The 15,424-nt window shown below is 33.9% G+C and carries 20 protein-coding genes; 6 read left to right on the forward strand and 14 right to left on the reverse strand.

Annotation, left to right across the window (positions count from 1 at the left end):
- Positions 1–12 precede the first annotated feature (12 nt).
- Positions 13–771 carry a peroxide stress protein YaaA gene (yaaA, locus tag MTX13_RS07545; protein ID WP_250433913.1) on the forward strand — a complete coding sequence of 253 codons (759 nt, stop codon included), beginning with the start codon at positions 13–15 and terminating at the stop codon, positions 769–771.
- A gap of 3 nt (positions 772–774) precedes the next feature.
- Here yaaA and MTX13_RS07550 read toward each other — a convergent pair whose 3' ends face one another.
- Positions 775–906, reverse strand: a complete 132-nt coding sequence (locus MTX13_RS07550) for a 30S ribosomal protein THX (RefSeq protein WP_250433914.1) — start codon at positions 904–906, stop codon at positions 775–777.
- Positions 907–974: 68 nt separating this feature from the next.
- Between MTX13_RS07550 and MTX13_RS07555 the strand changes: the two genes are divergently transcribed.
- From MTX13_RS07555 to MTX13_RS07565, 3 genes are all read left to right on the forward strand, one after another.
- Entirely contained in the window at positions 975–1,694 is a 720-nt protein-coding gene (locus MTX13_RS07555; protein WP_250433915.1) for a hypothetical protein, read from the forward strand.
- A complete protein-coding gene (locus MTX13_RS07560) occupies positions 1,694–2,365 on the forward strand; it encodes a uracil-DNA glycosylase family protein (protein WP_250433916.1) in 672 nt (223 codons plus the stop codon). Before MTX13_RS07555 ends, MTX13_RS07560 begins: the two co-directional genes overlap by 1 nt.
- 70 nt (positions 2,366–2,435) lie before the next feature.
- Positions 2,436–2,714 carry a hypothetical protein gene (locus MTX13_RS07565; protein WP_250433917.1) on the forward strand — a complete coding sequence of 93 codons (279 nt, stop codon included), beginning with the start codon at positions 2,436–2,438 and terminating at the stop codon, positions 2,712–2,714.
- Positions 2,715–2,772: 58 nt separating this feature from the next.
- On the opposite strand, the gene MTX13_RS07570 is transcribed toward MTX13_RS07565, so the two are convergent.
- The 13 genes from MTX13_RS07570 to MTX13_RS07630 all read right to left on the reverse strand — a co-directional run bounded on the left by MTX13_RS07570 (position 2,773) and on the right by MTX13_RS07630 (position 13,985).
- Complete coding sequence (locus MTX13_RS07570) at positions 2,773–3,360, reverse strand: XAC2610-related protein (protein ID WP_250433918.1); 588 nt, start codon at positions 3,358–3,360, stop codon at positions 2,773–2,775.
- Between the two features lie 444 nt (positions 3,361–3,804).
- Positions 3,805–4,635, reverse strand: a complete 831-nt coding sequence (locus MTX13_RS07575; protein WP_250433919.1) for a cyclase family protein — start codon at positions 4,633–4,635, stop codon at positions 3,805–3,807.
- Positions 4,636–4,679: 44 nt separating this feature from the next.
- The gene (locus MTX13_RS07580) at positions 4,680–5,273 is read right to left on the reverse strand and encodes a hypothetical protein (protein ID WP_250433920.1); all 594 of its coding nucleotides are present in this window, start codon (positions 5,271–5,273) and stop codon (positions 4,680–4,682) included.
- A 6-nt stretch (positions 5,274–5,279) separates the two neighbouring features.
- Positions 5,280–6,302 carry a DUF481 domain-containing protein gene (locus MTX13_RS07585; protein ID WP_250433921.1) on the reverse strand — a complete coding sequence of 341 codons (1,023 nt, stop codon included), beginning with the start codon at positions 6,300–6,302 and terminating at the stop codon, positions 5,280–5,282.
- Positions 6,303–6,320: 18 nt separating this feature from the next.
- Entirely contained in the window at positions 6,321–7,148 is an 828-nt protein-coding gene (locus tag MTX13_RS07590) for a hypothetical protein (protein ID WP_250433923.1), read from the reverse strand.
- Between the two features lie 50 nt (positions 7,149–7,198).
- Positions 7,199–7,963: a tryptophan synthase subunit alpha gene (gene trpA / locus MTX13_RS07595; RefSeq protein ID WP_250433924.1), complete on the reverse strand. Its 765-nt coding sequence runs from the start codon at positions 7,961–7,963 to the stop codon at positions 7,199–7,201.
- Complete coding sequence (gene trpB / locus MTX13_RS07600; protein ID WP_250433926.1) at positions 7,963–9,144, reverse strand: tryptophan synthase subunit beta; 1,182 nt, start codon at positions 9,142–9,144, stop codon at positions 7,963–7,965. Before trpB ends, trpA begins: the two co-directional genes overlap by 1 nt.
- 51 nt (positions 9,145–9,195) lie before the next feature.
- A complete protein-coding gene (locus tag MTX13_RS07605; protein ID WP_250434542.1) occupies positions 9,196–9,840 on the reverse strand; it encodes a phosphoribosylanthranilate isomerase in 645 nt (214 codons plus the stop codon).
- A 76-nt stretch (positions 9,841–9,916) separates the two neighbouring features.
- On the reverse strand, positions 9,917–10,702 hold the full coding sequence (gene trpC / locus MTX13_RS07610) for an indole-3-glycerol phosphate synthase TrpC (protein WP_250433928.1): 786 nt from the start codon (positions 10,700–10,702) through the stop codon (positions 9,917–9,919).
- Positions 10,699–11,697 (reverse strand): anthranilate phosphoribosyltransferase, encoded by a 999-nt coding sequence (gene trpD, locus MTX13_RS07615; protein WP_250433930.1) that lies wholly within the window; start codon positions 11,695–11,697, stop codon positions 10,699–10,701. The genes trpC and trpD overlap by 4 nt, the downstream gene beginning before the upstream one ends.
- 124 nt (positions 11,698–11,821) lie before the next feature.
- The gene (locus tag MTX13_RS07620) at positions 11,822–12,010 is read right to left on the reverse strand and encodes a hypothetical protein (RefSeq protein ID WP_250433932.1); all 189 of its coding nucleotides are present in this window, start codon (positions 12,008–12,010) and stop codon (positions 11,822–11,824) included.
- A gap of 3 nt (positions 12,011–12,013) precedes the next feature.
- On the reverse strand, positions 12,014–12,580 hold the full coding sequence (locus tag MTX13_RS07625) for an anthranilate synthase component II (protein WP_250433933.1): 567 nt from the start codon (positions 12,578–12,580) through the stop codon (positions 12,014–12,016).
- 1 nt (position 12,581) lies between these two features.
- Complete coding sequence (locus MTX13_RS07630) at positions 12,582–13,985, reverse strand: anthranilate synthase component I family protein (protein WP_250433934.1); 1,404 nt, start codon at positions 13,983–13,985, stop codon at positions 12,582–12,584.
- A 272-nt stretch (positions 13,986–14,257) separates the two neighbouring features.
- Between MTX13_RS07630 and MTX13_RS07635 the strand changes: the two genes are divergently transcribed.
- Both MTX13_RS07635 and MTX13_RS07640 read left to right on the forward strand, forming a co-directional pair.
- Positions 14,258–14,782, forward strand: a complete 525-nt coding sequence (locus MTX13_RS07635) for a TlpA disulfide reductase family protein (RefSeq protein ID WP_250433935.1) — start codon at positions 14,258–14,260, stop codon at positions 14,780–14,782.
- A 5-nt stretch (positions 14,783–14,787) separates the two neighbouring features.
- Positions 14,788–15,399: a thioredoxin family protein gene (locus MTX13_RS07640; protein ID WP_250433936.1), complete on the forward strand. Its 612-nt coding sequence runs from the start codon at positions 14,788–14,790 to the stop codon at positions 15,397–15,399.
- The last annotated feature ends 25 nt before the right edge of the window (positions 15,400–15,424 follow it).

Raw genomic sequence — 15,424 nt, forward strand, 5'->3', positions numbered from 1 at the left:
ATCTTTATGTCAATGAAATTAGTATTATCACCTGCCAAGTCTTTAGATTATGAAAGCAAGTTGCCAACAACCAAAACCACTGAAGCTTGTTTCTTAAATGAAGCCGAACGCCTGAACAAGCTGTTAAAAAAGAAATCGGCAAAGAGTTTATCAAAATTGATGAGCATTTCTGATAATCTGGGGCAGTTGAATTATGAACGTAATCAAGAGTGGCAGTTGCCTTTTACAAAAGATTCAGCTCGACAAGCGGTTTATGCTTTTAGTGGAGACGTTTACAGAGGGTTGGATGCGTATACTATTTCTGAAAAACAATTAGATAAACTTCAAGATACCGTGAGGATTATTTCGGGATTGTATGGGGTGTTGAAGCCTTTGGACTTGATTATGCCCTATCGCCTAGAGATGGGAACCAAATTCCCTGTTGGGAAAAACAAAAACTTGTATGAATTCTGGAAAAAGAAAGTCACTCAAGCTTTAAATGATGAATTGGAAGATGATGAGCTTTTTTTAAACTTGGCCAGCAACGAGTATTTTAAAGCCATTGATACCAAAGCGCTAAAAGTACCGGTGGTTACAGCTAACTTTAAAGATTTAAAAAATGGTGAATACAAAACCATCATGACCTTTGCAAAGTTAGCGAGAGGTTATATGACCCGATATATCATAGACACTGATGCTAAAACTTTAGATGACATCAAAGGGTTTAATTATGAAGGGTATGGCTTTAGTGAAAGTATGTCAACCGATACCGATTTAGTATTCATTAGATAGCCGTTAAGCTTTCGCTTTTTTATTGACGTTAATTTTATCTTCGGGCTTAACTTTTTTCTTGATACGTGGTCGTCTTACACCATAGGTACCCCTGTTAATTTTACCACGTTTTGTTTTTTTGTCTCCTTTTCCCATTTTCAGTTATTTATACATTTCTTAAGATAAGAAAATTTTATACTTTGGTCAAATAGAGAAAATTTATAATGCATTACTATCTTATAATAGCCCTACAAGGATTTTGTATTTATCATTCCATTAAAAACAGGAATAATTACTATTGGATTTTTTTAATAATTTTTTTGCCCTTGGTTGGTTCGGTAATTTATTTATTGACTCAAGTTTTTAGTAAGCGCGATGCTAAAAAGATATCCAACGAAATAACTACTATAATTAATCCAACCAAAAAAGTAAAAGATTTAGAGCAAAAACTTAAGTTTTCAGATACCTATCAAAACAGAGTGGATTTAGCAGATGCTTATTTTCAAATACATGATTTTGATCATGCTATTTTCCATTATCAAAAAGCTTTAGAAGATAAGTCCCAAAATAATGATTATATAAAGCAACAGCTTATTGCTGCTTATTTTAATAAAGGCGATTTTAAGGACGTTATTAATTTCTGGGAACAGATGAATGAAGGGAATTTTAAAAATTCTGAATCGGAATTTCTATATGGTATGGCACTATACAAAAGTGGCTTTGTGGATAAAGCTGAACAGTATTTGAGAAATGTAGACAAACGTTATTCAAATTATGAGGAGCGGTTGCAATTGTCAAAGTTTCTATTTGAAATTGGGAAGGAGTCTGATGCTAAAGAAATTTTAAATGAGATTTATGCCGAATCTCAACATATGACAAAAATTAATAAAAGGAAATACCGAACAACCATACTGGAGGTAGAAAAACTTTTAAGGGATACATAATGTTTCTCCACAAACATCCATATAAACCTTTTATTCAAGAAAACACGACAAAATTAATTGTAGGTACCTTGCCACCGCCACGTTTTTCTACGGGCGATTTACTGGAAAAGGATGTCGATTTTTGCTATGGTAGTTACTATAACAGTCTGTGGTTGTTTATTGACGAAATTCATGATTTAAATTTACGTTACGATAATTCGGAAGAAGCCATTGAAGAGCGCAAAGCGTTTTTAATTGCGCATCGAATAGGTGTTTGTGATATTGTGGAATCAGCTGAGCGCAACAAGATTGATGCGTCTGATTTGGGGATGACAAACATTGTGCTACGGGATTTGGTGGGTTATTTAAAGCAATATCCTAATATTGATACCTTACTGTTTACTGGTGGCAATAGTAAAAATGGTCCTGAATATTTTTTTAGAAAACATATTAAGGAATATAACCTAAAGCTTGAATTGATTTCAAGCGAAATACCTAGAATACACCAATTTGAGTTATGTCATTCAGCTAGAAATGACAAACGTATTATTAAAACGGTTTCGTTAACATCGGGATCTGGTGCGGCCAATATTTCCATTAGCCGAATGCCTTTGTATAAACAGTTAAAGGCCAAAGACCCAAAATTCAATACGTTTGATTTTCGGGTAATGCAGTATCGGGAGTTTTTTTAGGTGTTGGAGAGGGGAGTGTGAAAAGAACATAGTCAATAACTCCTGGGGAATGCTTAATAACTACTTGTGAATGGTTAATAACAAGTCGGGAATGGTCAATAACAACTGGAACATGGTCAATCAAAAGTCTGGAACGCTTAATCAAAAGTCTAGAATGCCCAATCAAAACTCTGGAACGGTCAATCAAAAGTCTGGAACGACCAATCAAAACTCTAGAACGGTTAATCAAAAGTCTGGAACGGTCAATCAAAACTCTAGAACGGTTAATCAAAAGTCTGGAACTGTCGATCAAAACTCTGGAATGTGCAATCAGGACTTATATATGATGAAACTTATAGAAGTACTTTAGTGAAAAGTTAATGGGTTTTTACATGTTTTTTGCTTCAGTTCTTTGTTGCCAGTAGTATTTATTCGGATTTTTTACTTACAAACTTTAATTTTCCATCTATGGTTTTCCAAGTTTCTATTTGATTTATTCCTTTTCTATCAGGTTCAGTAATATATCGTTTCGTAAGAATTGGAATTCCATTTTCTAATTTATAATAATCTTTATAAAATTTTGGAAGATATTCTCTCCAAGACGAAATAATTAGTTTTTTTTCATAATCGAATTCTGGTGATATAATTATTTCGTAATCAGTATTACTTTCAAACAGTTCAGTTTCGTGATTATAAATCCAATATAAATATGGAAATGAATATTCGGCTGGAATTGATTTAATGATTCGAAAGTCAATATAATTATCAAAATTCATATCTTCAATTTCTATAATTAATTCGTTTTTTATAAATGAGGAAAAATTATTCTCGCTTGGAATTATTTTTTGAATAAAGAGTCCATTTTTAAAGACTTTAATTTCGGTTATTTTGCAATGGCTTTCGTCACAATCTTTTGATAGCTGAAATTTAAATCCGTCAATATTCATCTCAATTATTTCTTGCGAATAAAGTTCAAATGAAAATAAAATTAGTAATGTTAGCAGAGCTTTTCTCATATTGTTGCCAACGGCTGGGCTATGCGCAGTTACGTTCTGGATTTTTGATTATGTGAATTTATTCACAAATAATTAAAAAGACAAGTAGAACGTGATCAAATTGCTTATAGCCATTGATGTAGCAACGTTTTCCCTCGATGGTCAGCTTCAGCTGAATGTGCTACATCTCGTTATATGCGTATAAATATATTTTTTTTAGGGTTTATTTTCTGGATAAGGGTACTTTTTTTGTTGGTTTTAGGCTAATGGCAGAGAGATTGCTTCTGCTGACGTTTACAGTCAGCATCGCAATGACGGTTTAGATGCCCAGACTCTTGACACTTATGTTTGGGACATGGGGTTCTCGATGCATTCCGACGCTTCGGTCGGACACTTGTTCTGACGCTTCGGTCGGAACACTCGAACAGACGGTTTTTGGTTGTTTATGATGCTATAGGTGGTTATTTAATTATCCAACAACGCTATAATTCTTAATGGTGCACCAGTACCACCTTTTATTTTCATAGGTAGGGCAATGACCTCAAAATTTTCACTGGGAAGTTTGTCTAGATTGGTTAAGTTTTCAAAGGCTGGAATGTTTTTAGAAAGCAGTATAACATGACTTTTAAACAATTGCGATTGGCCGTAATCTATACTGGGTGTATCAATTCCAATAGCTTTAATGTTTCTATTATCAACCAACCACTGGGCAGCTTCAGGTGATAGTCCTGGAAAGTGCAACAAAGCAATAGCATGGTCGCCACGTTCTGTTGTGCCTAAATATTTTTCTTTATTGGGATAGTATTTGGCAAAACCAGTTTGCAATAATACAATACTGCCATCAGGAATTTGATGGCCTATTTGATTTTCCCAGTTGGTTAAATCTTCAATGGAAATCAGGTAGTCCGGATTATCCTTGGCATTTTTGGACACATCAATTTTTATGGCTGCACCCACTAAATGCTCCAAAGGAATTTCTTCAACCGTTTGTCCGGTTTTTGAAAAATGAATGGGTGCATCTATATGGGTTCCGCCATGTTCGGCAGTGGCAAAGTTGTTGGCAGAATAGTAAAAGCCTTTATCGGTATCACCAGCAAAAACGGTATCGAGTTCAAACTCTTTGGCTGTTACCCAATACACGGTTTCCTTGGAATATTCGTGTGACAAATCTACTAGGGTTTTATTGGTTAGTTTTTGGGGTTGAACATTGGTTTCTGCTTCTTGAGTTTTGGATTGCTGGTTGCAGCTTATAATTGCTAAACAGAAGAAGATGCTTAATACGATGCGCTTTAACATAACAAATGGGTTGGAAGTTTCTAGTTAAAGATACGGAAAGATACTTATTTTGAGGTGGTTATAATTTTTTCAATATCCAACCCTTCGCCAAAATTATAGATAGCAGACATGGCATCTTTCATAGTTATGTTATGATACTCAAACTCATTATTAATCATATAGCGTACTTCGCCAGCATCAATCTTGGGCGCATCAGGAATATAAATGGCAGTATAATTAGCGGTCTTATCTGTTATAAAAGCAATTTTATAACTGTTGTCTTCTTTAAAAATTATACCCTGCCAAAACTGGTTAATTACATTATCGCGATCGCCTATTAAGCGAAACTTCAACATTTGTAGTGATGGTAAAAAAACAAATAGTTTTTTTTCAAGTCCAGAACTCCATTTTTTAACTATACCTTTTTCTATTAATATACCTGCAACAAAACACAATAATAGAATTAATACTATTGTAACAATAATTATAGAAGCAGGTCCGAAAAAGCTTTGTAAATCTAGGGTTTCGCTTATTTTGGTGCTGATGGGTTTTAATATTTGGTGAAGTTCTTTCCAAGCTAACAATACCAATAAAATGGGAACCATAAAAAATAATCCTCCAAATACTAAAGCTCGTGATGATTTGTTAATGAATGCCATAGTTGTTTAGTTAAATTCCCAGCCAAAAGTGGATTGAAATACGTAATCTGAAACCGATGCGCCTTCAACAGGTTTACTATCGTAGTTATAGGTTAGACCGAGTTTTATAAAAAAATCTAGTGGTAAATCGTACTTTAAGTTAAGATCGTAGTCAACCCTATAACGTCCACCTTGGGTTAAGCTAGGATAGAAAGTTATATCTGTTGTAAGATTAAAATCTTTTACATCAAACACATCTAATGCTAAACCTAGATAGGCTTCTAGTGAATTTCTATTGGTATTGCTTACATCGGTAAATTTTTCGTTGTTGAATGCTAAACCAAATCCGCCACCAAAATACATTTTATTGGAATGTATAACGTATTTACCCAAACCACTTTTAACGGTTGAACGCAATTGCAGTTTTTGTTCATCATTAGAAAGAAAATCTCCGGAGAATGAATAAAACCAATCGTTTTTCATGAAGTATTTAAGGCCTGCAGAAGCATCCATACGATCTGTAGCTGCTACACTGTCCTGGTTACTACGTACTTGATTGTAACTACCGTACAATTTCCATTTATAAGCCGTATAACTTAAGTTACTATTTATAGACAATTGACTTAAATTATTACTTTTTGTTATGTTATAGCCCAACGAAACTGAAGCGACAATTCTGGATAGGAATTTTTTCTTTACCGGATTAATGTAAACAATATCCTTAATTCTAACTTTTTCATTATTGTAGCCCTTTAATGTAACTACTGCAGAATCGCCTTCTTTGGTGTACATGGAGCTGTTAATACGTGTACCATTTGACAGCGTCATTAAATAGGTTTGTTTACTTTTAATACTCATGATATCTACCCAAGTAATGGTAAAATCGGAGTCGCTATAATCGGTTTCAATGGTGACAATGCCACGATCCATAGATTTAATTTCACCAACCAATTTATCTTTATTTTTTAACACAATGGTATCATTTTGTGACCAAAGTGTTAGAGGTGTTACAATAAATAATAAGATAAAATTAAGTTTAAGGCGTTTCATCTTTAAGGTTTTTCTAAATTATCCTTTTGGAAACAACAATACAATCATGGCTCTAAAACCCCAATCTGCTGTATTGGCATTACCATAAGGTATTCTTGGGCCTATGGCGAACTGTGTCAGTTGTTTGCCAATGCTAAAAACTTTAGCGCCTATAAGATGAAGGCTTCCCGAAGTAGCATCTGCTTCCCAGTTTTGGGTTAATTCTGTATTAAGGGTTATAGAATACCCACCTTTAATGTTTTTGGCTATAAAGGGTTGTAAAAACGTGTTGTTTACATCGGCTCTATTATTGCTTCCAGCTACAGACCAAATATGGTTAACTAAAGCTCCAATTGTGAATTTACCAGCTTGTTTTAAAACAACAGCAGTTGGACCCATTCCAAATTTTTCAGTGCCAAGCAAGTTGTCTGTAGCAGTTGGAACCAAAAACACAGGTCCTGCTCCCCAAATTAGCCCTCCTGAAGTAGGCTCTTTTGGAGAGAAAAAACCACTAACAACGGCATCGCTCAACCCAAATTGGCTACCACTGTTACCATATACATTGTTTTGAGAAATTACAGGTAAAATAACACGACCAATTAAATTCCAATTCCCACTGATGCTTATTGGTATTACGGGTTGAATATTAAGGGTCATTCGTGAACCGTTTTCAGAACCAATTCCAAAATCAAAATTCCCTTGAAACGGCACACTTATTAAACTGGCGACAGGGTTTTGCAATTGTTTGGCCAATTTATCGGCTTGAGATATTTCTTGATCTTGATTATCAGCTGAATTATCAGAATTATTTTGAGCAAAAGAAACGCAATGAATTAATAGAATGAACAGAAAGGAAAGCTTTTTCATTTTTTATGATTGATTTACATGCTAAAGATAAATGTTTTAAAATAAAACTACTAACCAATTATGGAGCGCATAAAACTTTTAATATCACTTAAAGGGCTGTTTTTAATAAACTTTACAAAAGCACTTCCAATAATAGCGCCTTTGGCATATTGTGTAGCTTGTTTAAATGTTTCATGGTTAGATATGCCGAAACCTACAATTTGAGGATTATGGAGGTTCATGTCTGCAATACGTTTAAAATAGCTAGTTTGTTCTTCGCCAAACCCAAGTTGAGCTCCAGTAGTACTGGCGGAGCTTACCATGTAGATAAATCCGTTTGAAACCGAATCGATATATCGGATGCGTTCGTCGCTTGTTTGTGGTGTAATTAAAAAGACATTTATTAAACCATGCTTTTCAAATATTGACTTATACTTGTCATGATAAACATCAACTGGTAAATCCGGAATTATTAAACCATCAATACCAATTTCTTGACATTTTTTGCAAAAAGCTTCAACTCCGTATTGTAACATGGGATTAAAATAGCCCATAATGATTAGGGGAATGGAAACCGATTTACGAATATCTTGTAGTTGATTGAATAAAACTTTGGTTGTCATACCATTTTTTAAGGCTTGTGTGGAGCTAGCTTGTATGGTAGGTCCATCGGCTAGAGGGTCGCTGAAAGGTAGGCCTATTTCAATCATACCTACACCACTTTTTTCAAGGTTTTGAATAATAGTAGCTGTATCATTTAAGTTTGGATAACCCGCTGTAAAGTAAATAGATAAAAGCTTCTTGTTTTCTTGTAATTTTTTATTAATTCTGTTCATTATAAATTAAAATGCTTAATGTACGTTTCTAAATCTTTATCGCCACGCCCAGATAAGCTAATGACGACAATATCGTCAGCTTTGAATTTTTTATATTCAAAAATTGCCAGCGCATGAGAGGTTTCAATTGCTGGAATTATACCTTCCAATTTAGTAAGTTCTAATCCTGCTTGCATGGCTTCCTTATCTGTAGCCGAATAAAATTCGGCACGTCCCGTTTTGTATAAATGCGCATGTAATGGTCCAACACCAGGATAGTCTAATCCAGCCGAAATAGAATAGGGTTCGGTTATTTGTCCGTCGTTGGTTTGCATTAATAGTGTTTTACAACCATGAATAATACCTTCTTTACCTAATACTGATGTTGCTGCGCTTTCAGCTGAATGAATGCCTTTTCCCGCAGCTTCAATAGCAATAATCCCCACATTGTTATTGTCTAGAAAATGATAGTACGTGCCTGCGGCATTACTACCACCACCAATACAGGCAACTACGTAGTCTGGATCTTCTTTTCCTTCCTTTTCTTTTAATTGCCATTTAATTTCTTCAGATATAACCGATTGAAACTTTGTAACCATATCTGGATAAGGATGTGGTCCTATTGCAGAACCTATAATATAGTGTGTATTTACAGGATTGTTAATCCAATCGCGAATAGCCTCGTTGGTGGCATCTTTTAGTGTTTTGCTTCCTGAAGTAGCTGGTACTACGGTTGCACCCAACATTTTCATTCTTGCAACATTTGGTGCTTGCCGAGCAATGTCTATTTCGCCCATATAGACTATACACTCCAATCCCATTAAGGCACATACAGTAGCCGTGGCAACACCATGTTGTCCAGCACCAGTTTCGGCAATAATTCGGCTTTTCCCCAACCGTTTAGCCATTAGAATTTGACCAATGGTATTGTTGACTTTATGCGCTCCTGTATGATTTAAATCTTCACGCTTTAGATACACTTTGGTGTTGTATTTTTTAGATAATCGTTTAGCAAAATAGAGTGGAGAAGGACGTCCAACATAATCTTTTAGTAGCTGGTTAAACTCTTTTTGAAAGTCAGGTTCTGCCATGACTTTTAAATAGTTTTGACGCAATTCTTCTACATTAGGATAGAGCATTTCTGGTATAAAAGCACCTCCAAATTCACCGTAATAGCCTTTTTTGTTGATGTTATAGTTCATGATATTATTTTTTTGTCATTTCGACATGAGCGAAGCGATTGAGAAATCTCATTATGAGATGTCTCGACTGTGCTTTACATGACAAACGTTGTTTTTAAATTTTTCTAATTCTTTAATGTTTTTTAGCCCTGGTTCTATTTCAAATTTGCTATTGATATCAATTGCATAGCAGTATTTGGATTCTTGCCTTTTCAGGAATGACAAGACATTATCTGTATCTTCCAATCCAATGCCTCCACTTAAAAAGAATGGTTTGGTTGAAGGATAATCTTTTAAAACATTCCAGTTGAATGTGTAACCATTACCACCTGGAAGTTTCCCTTTTGTATCAAAAAGGAAAAAATCGCAAACGGTTTCATAGGGCTCTAAAACAGAAAAGTCAAACTCATTTTTAATTGAAAACACCTTTATGACTTGGATACCCGAAGCTTTTAGAATTCTGCACGCTTCAGGTGATTCATGACCATGTAATTGGACAGCATCTAATTTGTGTTTTTCAATTTGGCGTGAAATAAATTCAATTTTTTCATCAACACAAACGCCAACTTTTTTTATTGAATTTGGAATATTGGGAATTTTATCATCAAAATTTCTAGGTGATGGTTCGTGAAATATAAATCCAACATAATCGGGTTGCAATTTTGCAACAGCTTCTATATTATCATGGTATTTCATGCCGCAGATTTTTAGTTTCATGTTCTTGTCATTTCCACATGAGCGAAGCGATTGAGAAATCTCCTTATGAGATGTCTCACATTCGTTCGACATGACATTATATTTTTAATTTATTAATAAAACCTTTTGCGCTCTCTCCTGGATTAATAGTTTTCATAAAATTCTCGCCAATTAAAAAGCCTTTATAACCATAAAGTTGTAATTCTTTTATGGCTTCAATAGAACTAATGCCGCTTTCAGAAACTTTAATAAAGTTATCAGGGATTAGTTCGCTTAACGCCTTGCTAGTGGCTAAACTAACTTCAAAAGTTTTTAAATTTCTATTATTTACGCCAATCATATCTATATTTGGCATTATAGATTTGTTCAATTCATTCTCATTATGTGTTTCTAAAAGCACATCTAGTTTTAATGATTTTGCGAGTTGGGAAAACTGTTTGATTTCATCTTTAGAAAGTATAGCTGCTATTAATAAGATAACATCTGCTCCATATGCTTTTGCTTCTAGAATTTGATATTCATCAATAATGAATTCTTTACGTAACAAAGGCAAATTACAACTAGCTCTAGCGAGTATTAAATCGTCTAACGATCCTCCAAAATACTTTCCATCTGTTAATACAGACATTCCTGAAACTCCTGCTTGTTCGTAGCCGGAAGCGACATCAGAAACGTTTAAGCTGTTATTAATAATTGACTTTGAGGGTGATTGGCGTTTGTGTTCTGCTATTATTCCAGATTTGCTATTTTTTAGATTACTGGCAAGTGATATGGTTTGCTTGTTGAACAAAACTGAACTTTCTAATTGGGAAATTGGAATCAGGCCTTTTTTTAATGCTACCTCCTTGTGTTTATCACTGACTATTTTCTCTAAGATGTTCATGCGTTTTGACTTAATGCGACCAATGTTTTAAAGCTTTTGAAAGCCTTGCCAGAGAATAAAGAATCTTTAGCTGTTTGAAAACTGTCTGCTATTGATGTGTTATTTATTGTTGATATGGCCAATGCGGCATTAGCGCAAGCTACATGGTTTTGCGCATCGGTACCTTGTCCTTGTAAGATATGGGTAAAAATTTTAGCTGAAGATTCAACTGAATTTCCTCCATGAATTTGTTCTTGTTTTAGTGTGTCGATATTAAAAGTTGAAGCATCTATAATTTGCTCACTATTATTTTTAATAACTTTTGCTGGACCTGTTAATGATATTTCATCATAACCATCTAAGGCATGAACAATTGAATAGTTTTTGTCGGTATTTTGATATAAGTAACTGTACAAACGCAATAACTCTAGACTAAACACACCAACCAGTTGGTTTTTTGGAAACGCAGGATTAACCATTGGTCCTAACATGTTAAAAAATGTTTTCACACCTAATTCACGTCTAATTGGTGCTACGTTTTTCATGGCTGGATGAAACAATGGTGCATGCAATACACAAATACCTGCATCATCTAAACAACGCTTTAAAAAATTGATATCGTTTGAAAATTTCACACCTAAAAATTCCATAACATTTGATGAACCACAAGTAGAAGACACACCATAATTACCATGTTTTGTAACACTTATTCCTGCACCAGCAGTAATGAAAGAGGCTAATGTTGAAATGTTGAATGTGTCTTTACCATCACCACCTGTACCACATAAATCAATCGTGTTATAATCGTCTAAACTTACGGGAATACAGAGTTCTAATAAGGCATCACGGAATCCTGATAATTCCTCAATGGTTATAGAGCGCATCATATAAACGGTTAAAAAAGAAGCTATTTGACTTTGATTGTAATTGCCTTTAGAAATGTTTACCAATACGTCTTTAGCCTCTTCACTGGAGATGCTTTCCTGATTTATTAATCGGTTTAAAATATTTTTCATATTTGTCTTTCCTGCTTCTCGATTATCACTCAAGATATACTCTGGCAGAAATCTTTTGTAGTTAAACTTTTTATTTTGTTCATTTTGTCTTGATACAAAACGAACCAAAAAATCACAATCAAAATTAGGAAATTGCTAGAGCACCATTCACTTTCAGAACTTCGTGCTTAAAGCTACGCTTTGCATCTGCATTCTTTCGTTCATTATTTCTGAATTTTGATGATTTCGACTTTATCGAAATTTGGAACTTACCTGTTTGTTGTATCGAGCCTTTATTCATTTTGCCATAAATTAGGACTAAACTTTTATTCATGTTTTAATGATTTATCCAATTTTTTAAAATTTGTTTGCCATTTGGAGTTAAAACAGATTCAGGATGAAATTGGACACCTCTAACATCATATTCTATGTGTTTCAAGGACATGATTTGACCATTTTTATCAACTGATGTAACATTCAAACAATCTGGCAGATTGTTGCTTACAACCCATGAATGGTATCGGCCTACTTCAATGCGTTTGTCTAACCCCTTAAACAAATATTCATTAGTGTCTGTTATTTCAATTGTTGTTGAAACACCATGAAAAACGGTGTCGAGATTTATTATTGATCCTCCAAATACTTCACCAATAGCTTGCTGACCAAGACATACACCCAAAATACTTTTTGTTGAGGCGTATTGCTTAATTAATGGTTTCAATAAGCCTGCTTCATCAGGAATGCCTGGACCAGGTGAGAGTAAAATTTTATTAAACTTTTTTACGTCTTCCAATTGAAACTGATCGTTTCTAAAAACAGTAACATTACAATTTAAATCTTCTAAATAATGAACAAGATTATAAGTGAAACTGTCGTAATTATCTATTACTAATACGTTTTTCATTTTAAATGGTTTCAGCAATTTTAATGGCTTTTGTTAATGCGCCTAGTTTGTTATATACTTCTTGCAATTCGTCATCAGGATTTGATTTTGATACCAATCCTGCACCAGCTTGCCAGTGTAATGTATGGTTTTTGCTTAAAAATGTACGAATCATTATAGCGTGATTATAGTTACCGTTAAAATCCATAAAGCCTATGGCGCCACCGTAAAACTCGCGACTAGTTTTTTCGTATTGTTCAATAAGCTGCATGGCTTTGTGTTTAGGTGCGCCAGATAAGGTGCCAGCTGGAAAAGTATCAGCTACCATTTGCATGGTGGTAGTTTTGTTACTTTTAATTCCAGTTACTTTACTTACCAAATGAATAACATGTGAAAAGAATTGAATTTCTCTATATGTGTCAACTTTTACGTGACTGCCATGCCTGCTTAAATCGTTTCTGGCTAAATCAACTAGCATGACGTGTTCGGCATTTTCTTTATCATCTACTGCTAATTTTTTTGCCAGTTCAGCATCGTGTTCATCATTACCTGTTCTTTTAAAAGTTCCAGCAATAGGATGAATCTCAGCTTTACCATTGTTGACAATAAGCTGTGCTTCAGGTGAACTTCCAAAGATTTTAAAATCGCCATAATCAAAATAAAATAAATAAGGAGATGGGTTTATACTTCGCAGAGCACGATAGACATTAAACTCATCACCTTTAAATTGTTGCGTAAATTTTTTTGAAAGCACTAATTGAAATACATCACCTCTTGCACAATGCTGCTTTGCCTTTATAACATGGTTTTTGTATTCCTCATCCGTTAGATTGGAGGTCGTTTCTCCTTCGGTTTTAAAATTAAAAGCTGCATAATTTTTAGACTTTATGAGTTGTAATACATCATCAATATTATTCTCGGCATTAAAGCAATGTGCAAAAACATAAGCCTCATTCTTAAAATGATTAATGGCTATTATGTTTTGGTAAACTGCGTAATGCACATCAGGTATATTTAAGCTATTTGGTTTTTTAGATATGTTTATGTCTTCAAAATACCGTACGGCATCATAAGCCGTAAAGCCAAAAATACCGTTGTTAATAAATTTAAAGTTTTTAGATGCTTGTGTTTTAAAACGCTTTGTGAATTTATGGATGTGCTCCGCCACGTTGGTTTTTGTGGTTAATTTTTTTGTTGTCTCACTATTGTCAGGGAATAGCTGTGTTATTGTTTCATCCTTTACCTGTATCGATGCTATTGGGTTGCAACAGATATAAGAAAAACTATTGTCGTTAGCATGATAGTCGCTACTTTCCAATAAAATACTATTAGGGTACTTATCCCTTAATTTAAGATATACGCTAACAGGTGTAATAGTGTCTGCTAGTATTTTTCTGTAATGTGTGTAAAGACTAAATGTTTTCATTTGGATACAAAAAAAAGGCTTGTCGTGAATGACAAGCCTTTAAAATATTTTTTTATTAAATATACAGGGTTAATTCACGAAAGTTGATTTCGATAAATACACCACCAAGTATGATTTAAAATTGTGTTCATTGTTTTATTTGTTCAAATATAAAATGAATTCGGTTTTATACAAAGTTTTTCCATGAAAATTAAATGTTTAAGTCGATTTTCATTTTAAAAGTATGTTAAAGGTTGAGGCGATTAATGTTTTTATATATAACTTTATAAGTTATGAAACCTATTATTTTAATACTTGTCCTATTCGTATTTAGCTGTAAAGAAGCGCCAACAGAAATAGTTGAGGTAAATGAAACTATTGACGAAAATAGTAAGGGCATAGAGCTCGAGATTAAAGACTATGTTGATATTGAGCCCTATTTAAACATTAAAGATGATAATGTTTATGTTGTGAATTTTTGGGCTACTTGGTGTGCACCATGTGTTAAGGAATTGCCTTTTTTTGAGCAACTAGGTAAAAACTTTAAGGATAATAATGTAAAGGTGGTATTAATAAGTTTAGACTTTCCAAACCATTATGAATCGAAATTGATTCCATTTATTGAGAAAAATAAACTACAATCTAAAATTCTAGTATTGGACGATCCAGATATGAATTCATGGATTCCAAAAGTGAGTGCAGATTGGGAAGGTGCTATACCAGCAACAATAATTTATAATAAAGATAAAAAACAATTTTATGAGCAATCCTTTACGTATGAAGAGCTCAAAACAGAGGTTAACAAATTTTTAAACTAATAACTATGAAAACACTAAAAACAATGCTTATGCTAGTAGCCATTTTAGGGCTATTTGCTTTTACAACAACTAATTACAGTGGTGGATATGATATAGGTGATGTAGCAACCGATTTTAAATTAGAGAATATTGATGGTAAAATGGTTTCACTATCAGATTTTAAAGATGCCAAAGGATTTATAGTAATTTTTACATGTAATACATGTCCCTATGCTGTAGCCTATGAAGATAGGGTAGAAGCTCTTAATAAAAAATACGCCAGTAAAGGTTATCCTGTTGTGGCGATTATGCCAAATAATACCGATGTGAAACCAGGTGATAATATGGATGCCATGAAGGCAAGGGCAAAATCAAAAGGATTCACATTTCCTTATCTAATGGATAAAGGGCAGAAAATTTATCCGCAATATGGTGCAACAAAAACACCGCACGTATATGTTTTGGAAAAAACTTCAAAAGGTAATATTGTTAAGTATATAGGTGCAATTGATGATAATTATAAAGATGCCAATGCGGTAAACCAAAAGTATGTTGAGGACGCTGTTGATGCTTTATTGGCGGGAGAAGAAGTGAAAGAACCTAAAACCCGAGCCATAGGGTGTTCTATAAAAGTATAAATGAAAATTATAATCCGAAGTGTAA

It is taken from the genome of Hanstruepera flava, from assembly GCF_023634025.1.
Taxonomy (GTDB): Bacteria; Bacteroidota; Bacteroidia; order Flavobacteriales; family Flavobacteriaceae; genus Hanstruepera; species Hanstruepera flava.

Coding starts and splice junctions, on each gene's coding strand:
- yaaA (WP_250433913.1), top strand. CDS start 13: ATGAAATTAGTATTATCACCTGCCAAGTCTTTAGATTATGAAAGCAAG.
- MTX13_RS07550 (WP_250433914.1), bottom strand. CDS start 906: ATGGGAAAAGGAGACAAAAAAACAAAACGTGGTAAAATTAACAGGGGT.
- MTX13_RS07555 (WP_250433915.1), top strand. CDS start 975: ATGCATTACTATCTTATAATAGCCCTACAAGGATTTTGTATTTATCAT.
- MTX13_RS07560 (WP_250433916.1), top strand. CDS start 1,694: ATGTTTCTCCACAAACATCCATATAAACCTTTTATTCAAGAAAACACG.
- MTX13_RS07565 (WP_250433917.1), top strand. CDS start 2,436: ATGGTTAATAACAAGTCGGGAATGGTCAATAACAACTGGAACATGGTC.
- MTX13_RS07570 (WP_250433918.1), bottom strand. CDS start 3,360: ATGAGAAAAGCTCTGCTAACATTACTAATTTTATTTTCATTTGAACTT.
- MTX13_RS07575 (WP_250433919.1), bottom strand. CDS start 4,635: ATGTTAAAGCGCATCGTATTAAGCATCTTCTTCTGTTTAGCAATTATA.
- MTX13_RS07580 (WP_250433920.1), bottom strand. CDS start 5,273: ATGGCATTCATTAACAAATCATCACGAGCTTTAGTATTTGGAGGATTA.
- MTX13_RS07585 (WP_250433921.1), bottom strand. CDS start 6,302: ATGAAACGCCTTAAACTTAATTTTATCTTATTATTTATTGTAACACCT.
- MTX13_RS07590 (WP_250433923.1), bottom strand. CDS start 7,148: ATGAAAAAGCTTTCCTTTCTGTTCATTCTATTAATTCATTGCGTTTCT.
- trpA (WP_250433924.1), bottom strand. CDS start 7,963: ATGAACAGAATTAATAAAAAATTACAAGAAAACAAGAAGCTTTTATCT.
- trpB (WP_250433926.1), bottom strand. CDS start 9,144: ATGAACTATAACATCAACAAAAAAGGCTATTACGGTGAATTTGGAGGT.
- MTX13_RS07605 (WP_250434542.1), bottom strand. CDS start 9,840: ATGAAACTAAAAATCTGCGGCATGAAATACCATGATAATATAGAAGCT.
- trpC (WP_250433928.1), bottom strand. CDS start 10,702: ATGAACATCTTAGAGAAAATAGTCAGTGATAAACACAAGGAGGTAGCA.
- trpD (WP_250433930.1), bottom strand. CDS start 11,697: ATGAAAAATATTTTAAACCGATTAATAAATCAGGAAAGCATCTCCAGT.
- MTX13_RS07620 (WP_250433932.1), bottom strand. CDS start 12,010: ATGAATAAAAGTTTAGTCCTAATTTATGGCAAAATGAATAAAGGCTCG.
- MTX13_RS07625 (WP_250433933.1), bottom strand. CDS start 12,580: ATGAAAAACGTATTAGTAATAGATAATTACGACAGTTTCACTTATAAT.
- MTX13_RS07630 (WP_250433934.1), bottom strand. CDS start 13,985: ATGAAAACATTTAGTCTTTACACACATTACAGAAAAATACTAGCAGAC.
- MTX13_RS07635 (WP_250433935.1), top strand. CDS start 14,258: ATGAAACCTATTATTTTAATACTTGTCCTATTCGTATTTAGCTGTAAA.
- MTX13_RS07640 (WP_250433936.1), top strand. CDS start 14,788: ATGAAAACACTAAAAACAATGCTTATGCTAGTAGCCATTTTAGGGCTA.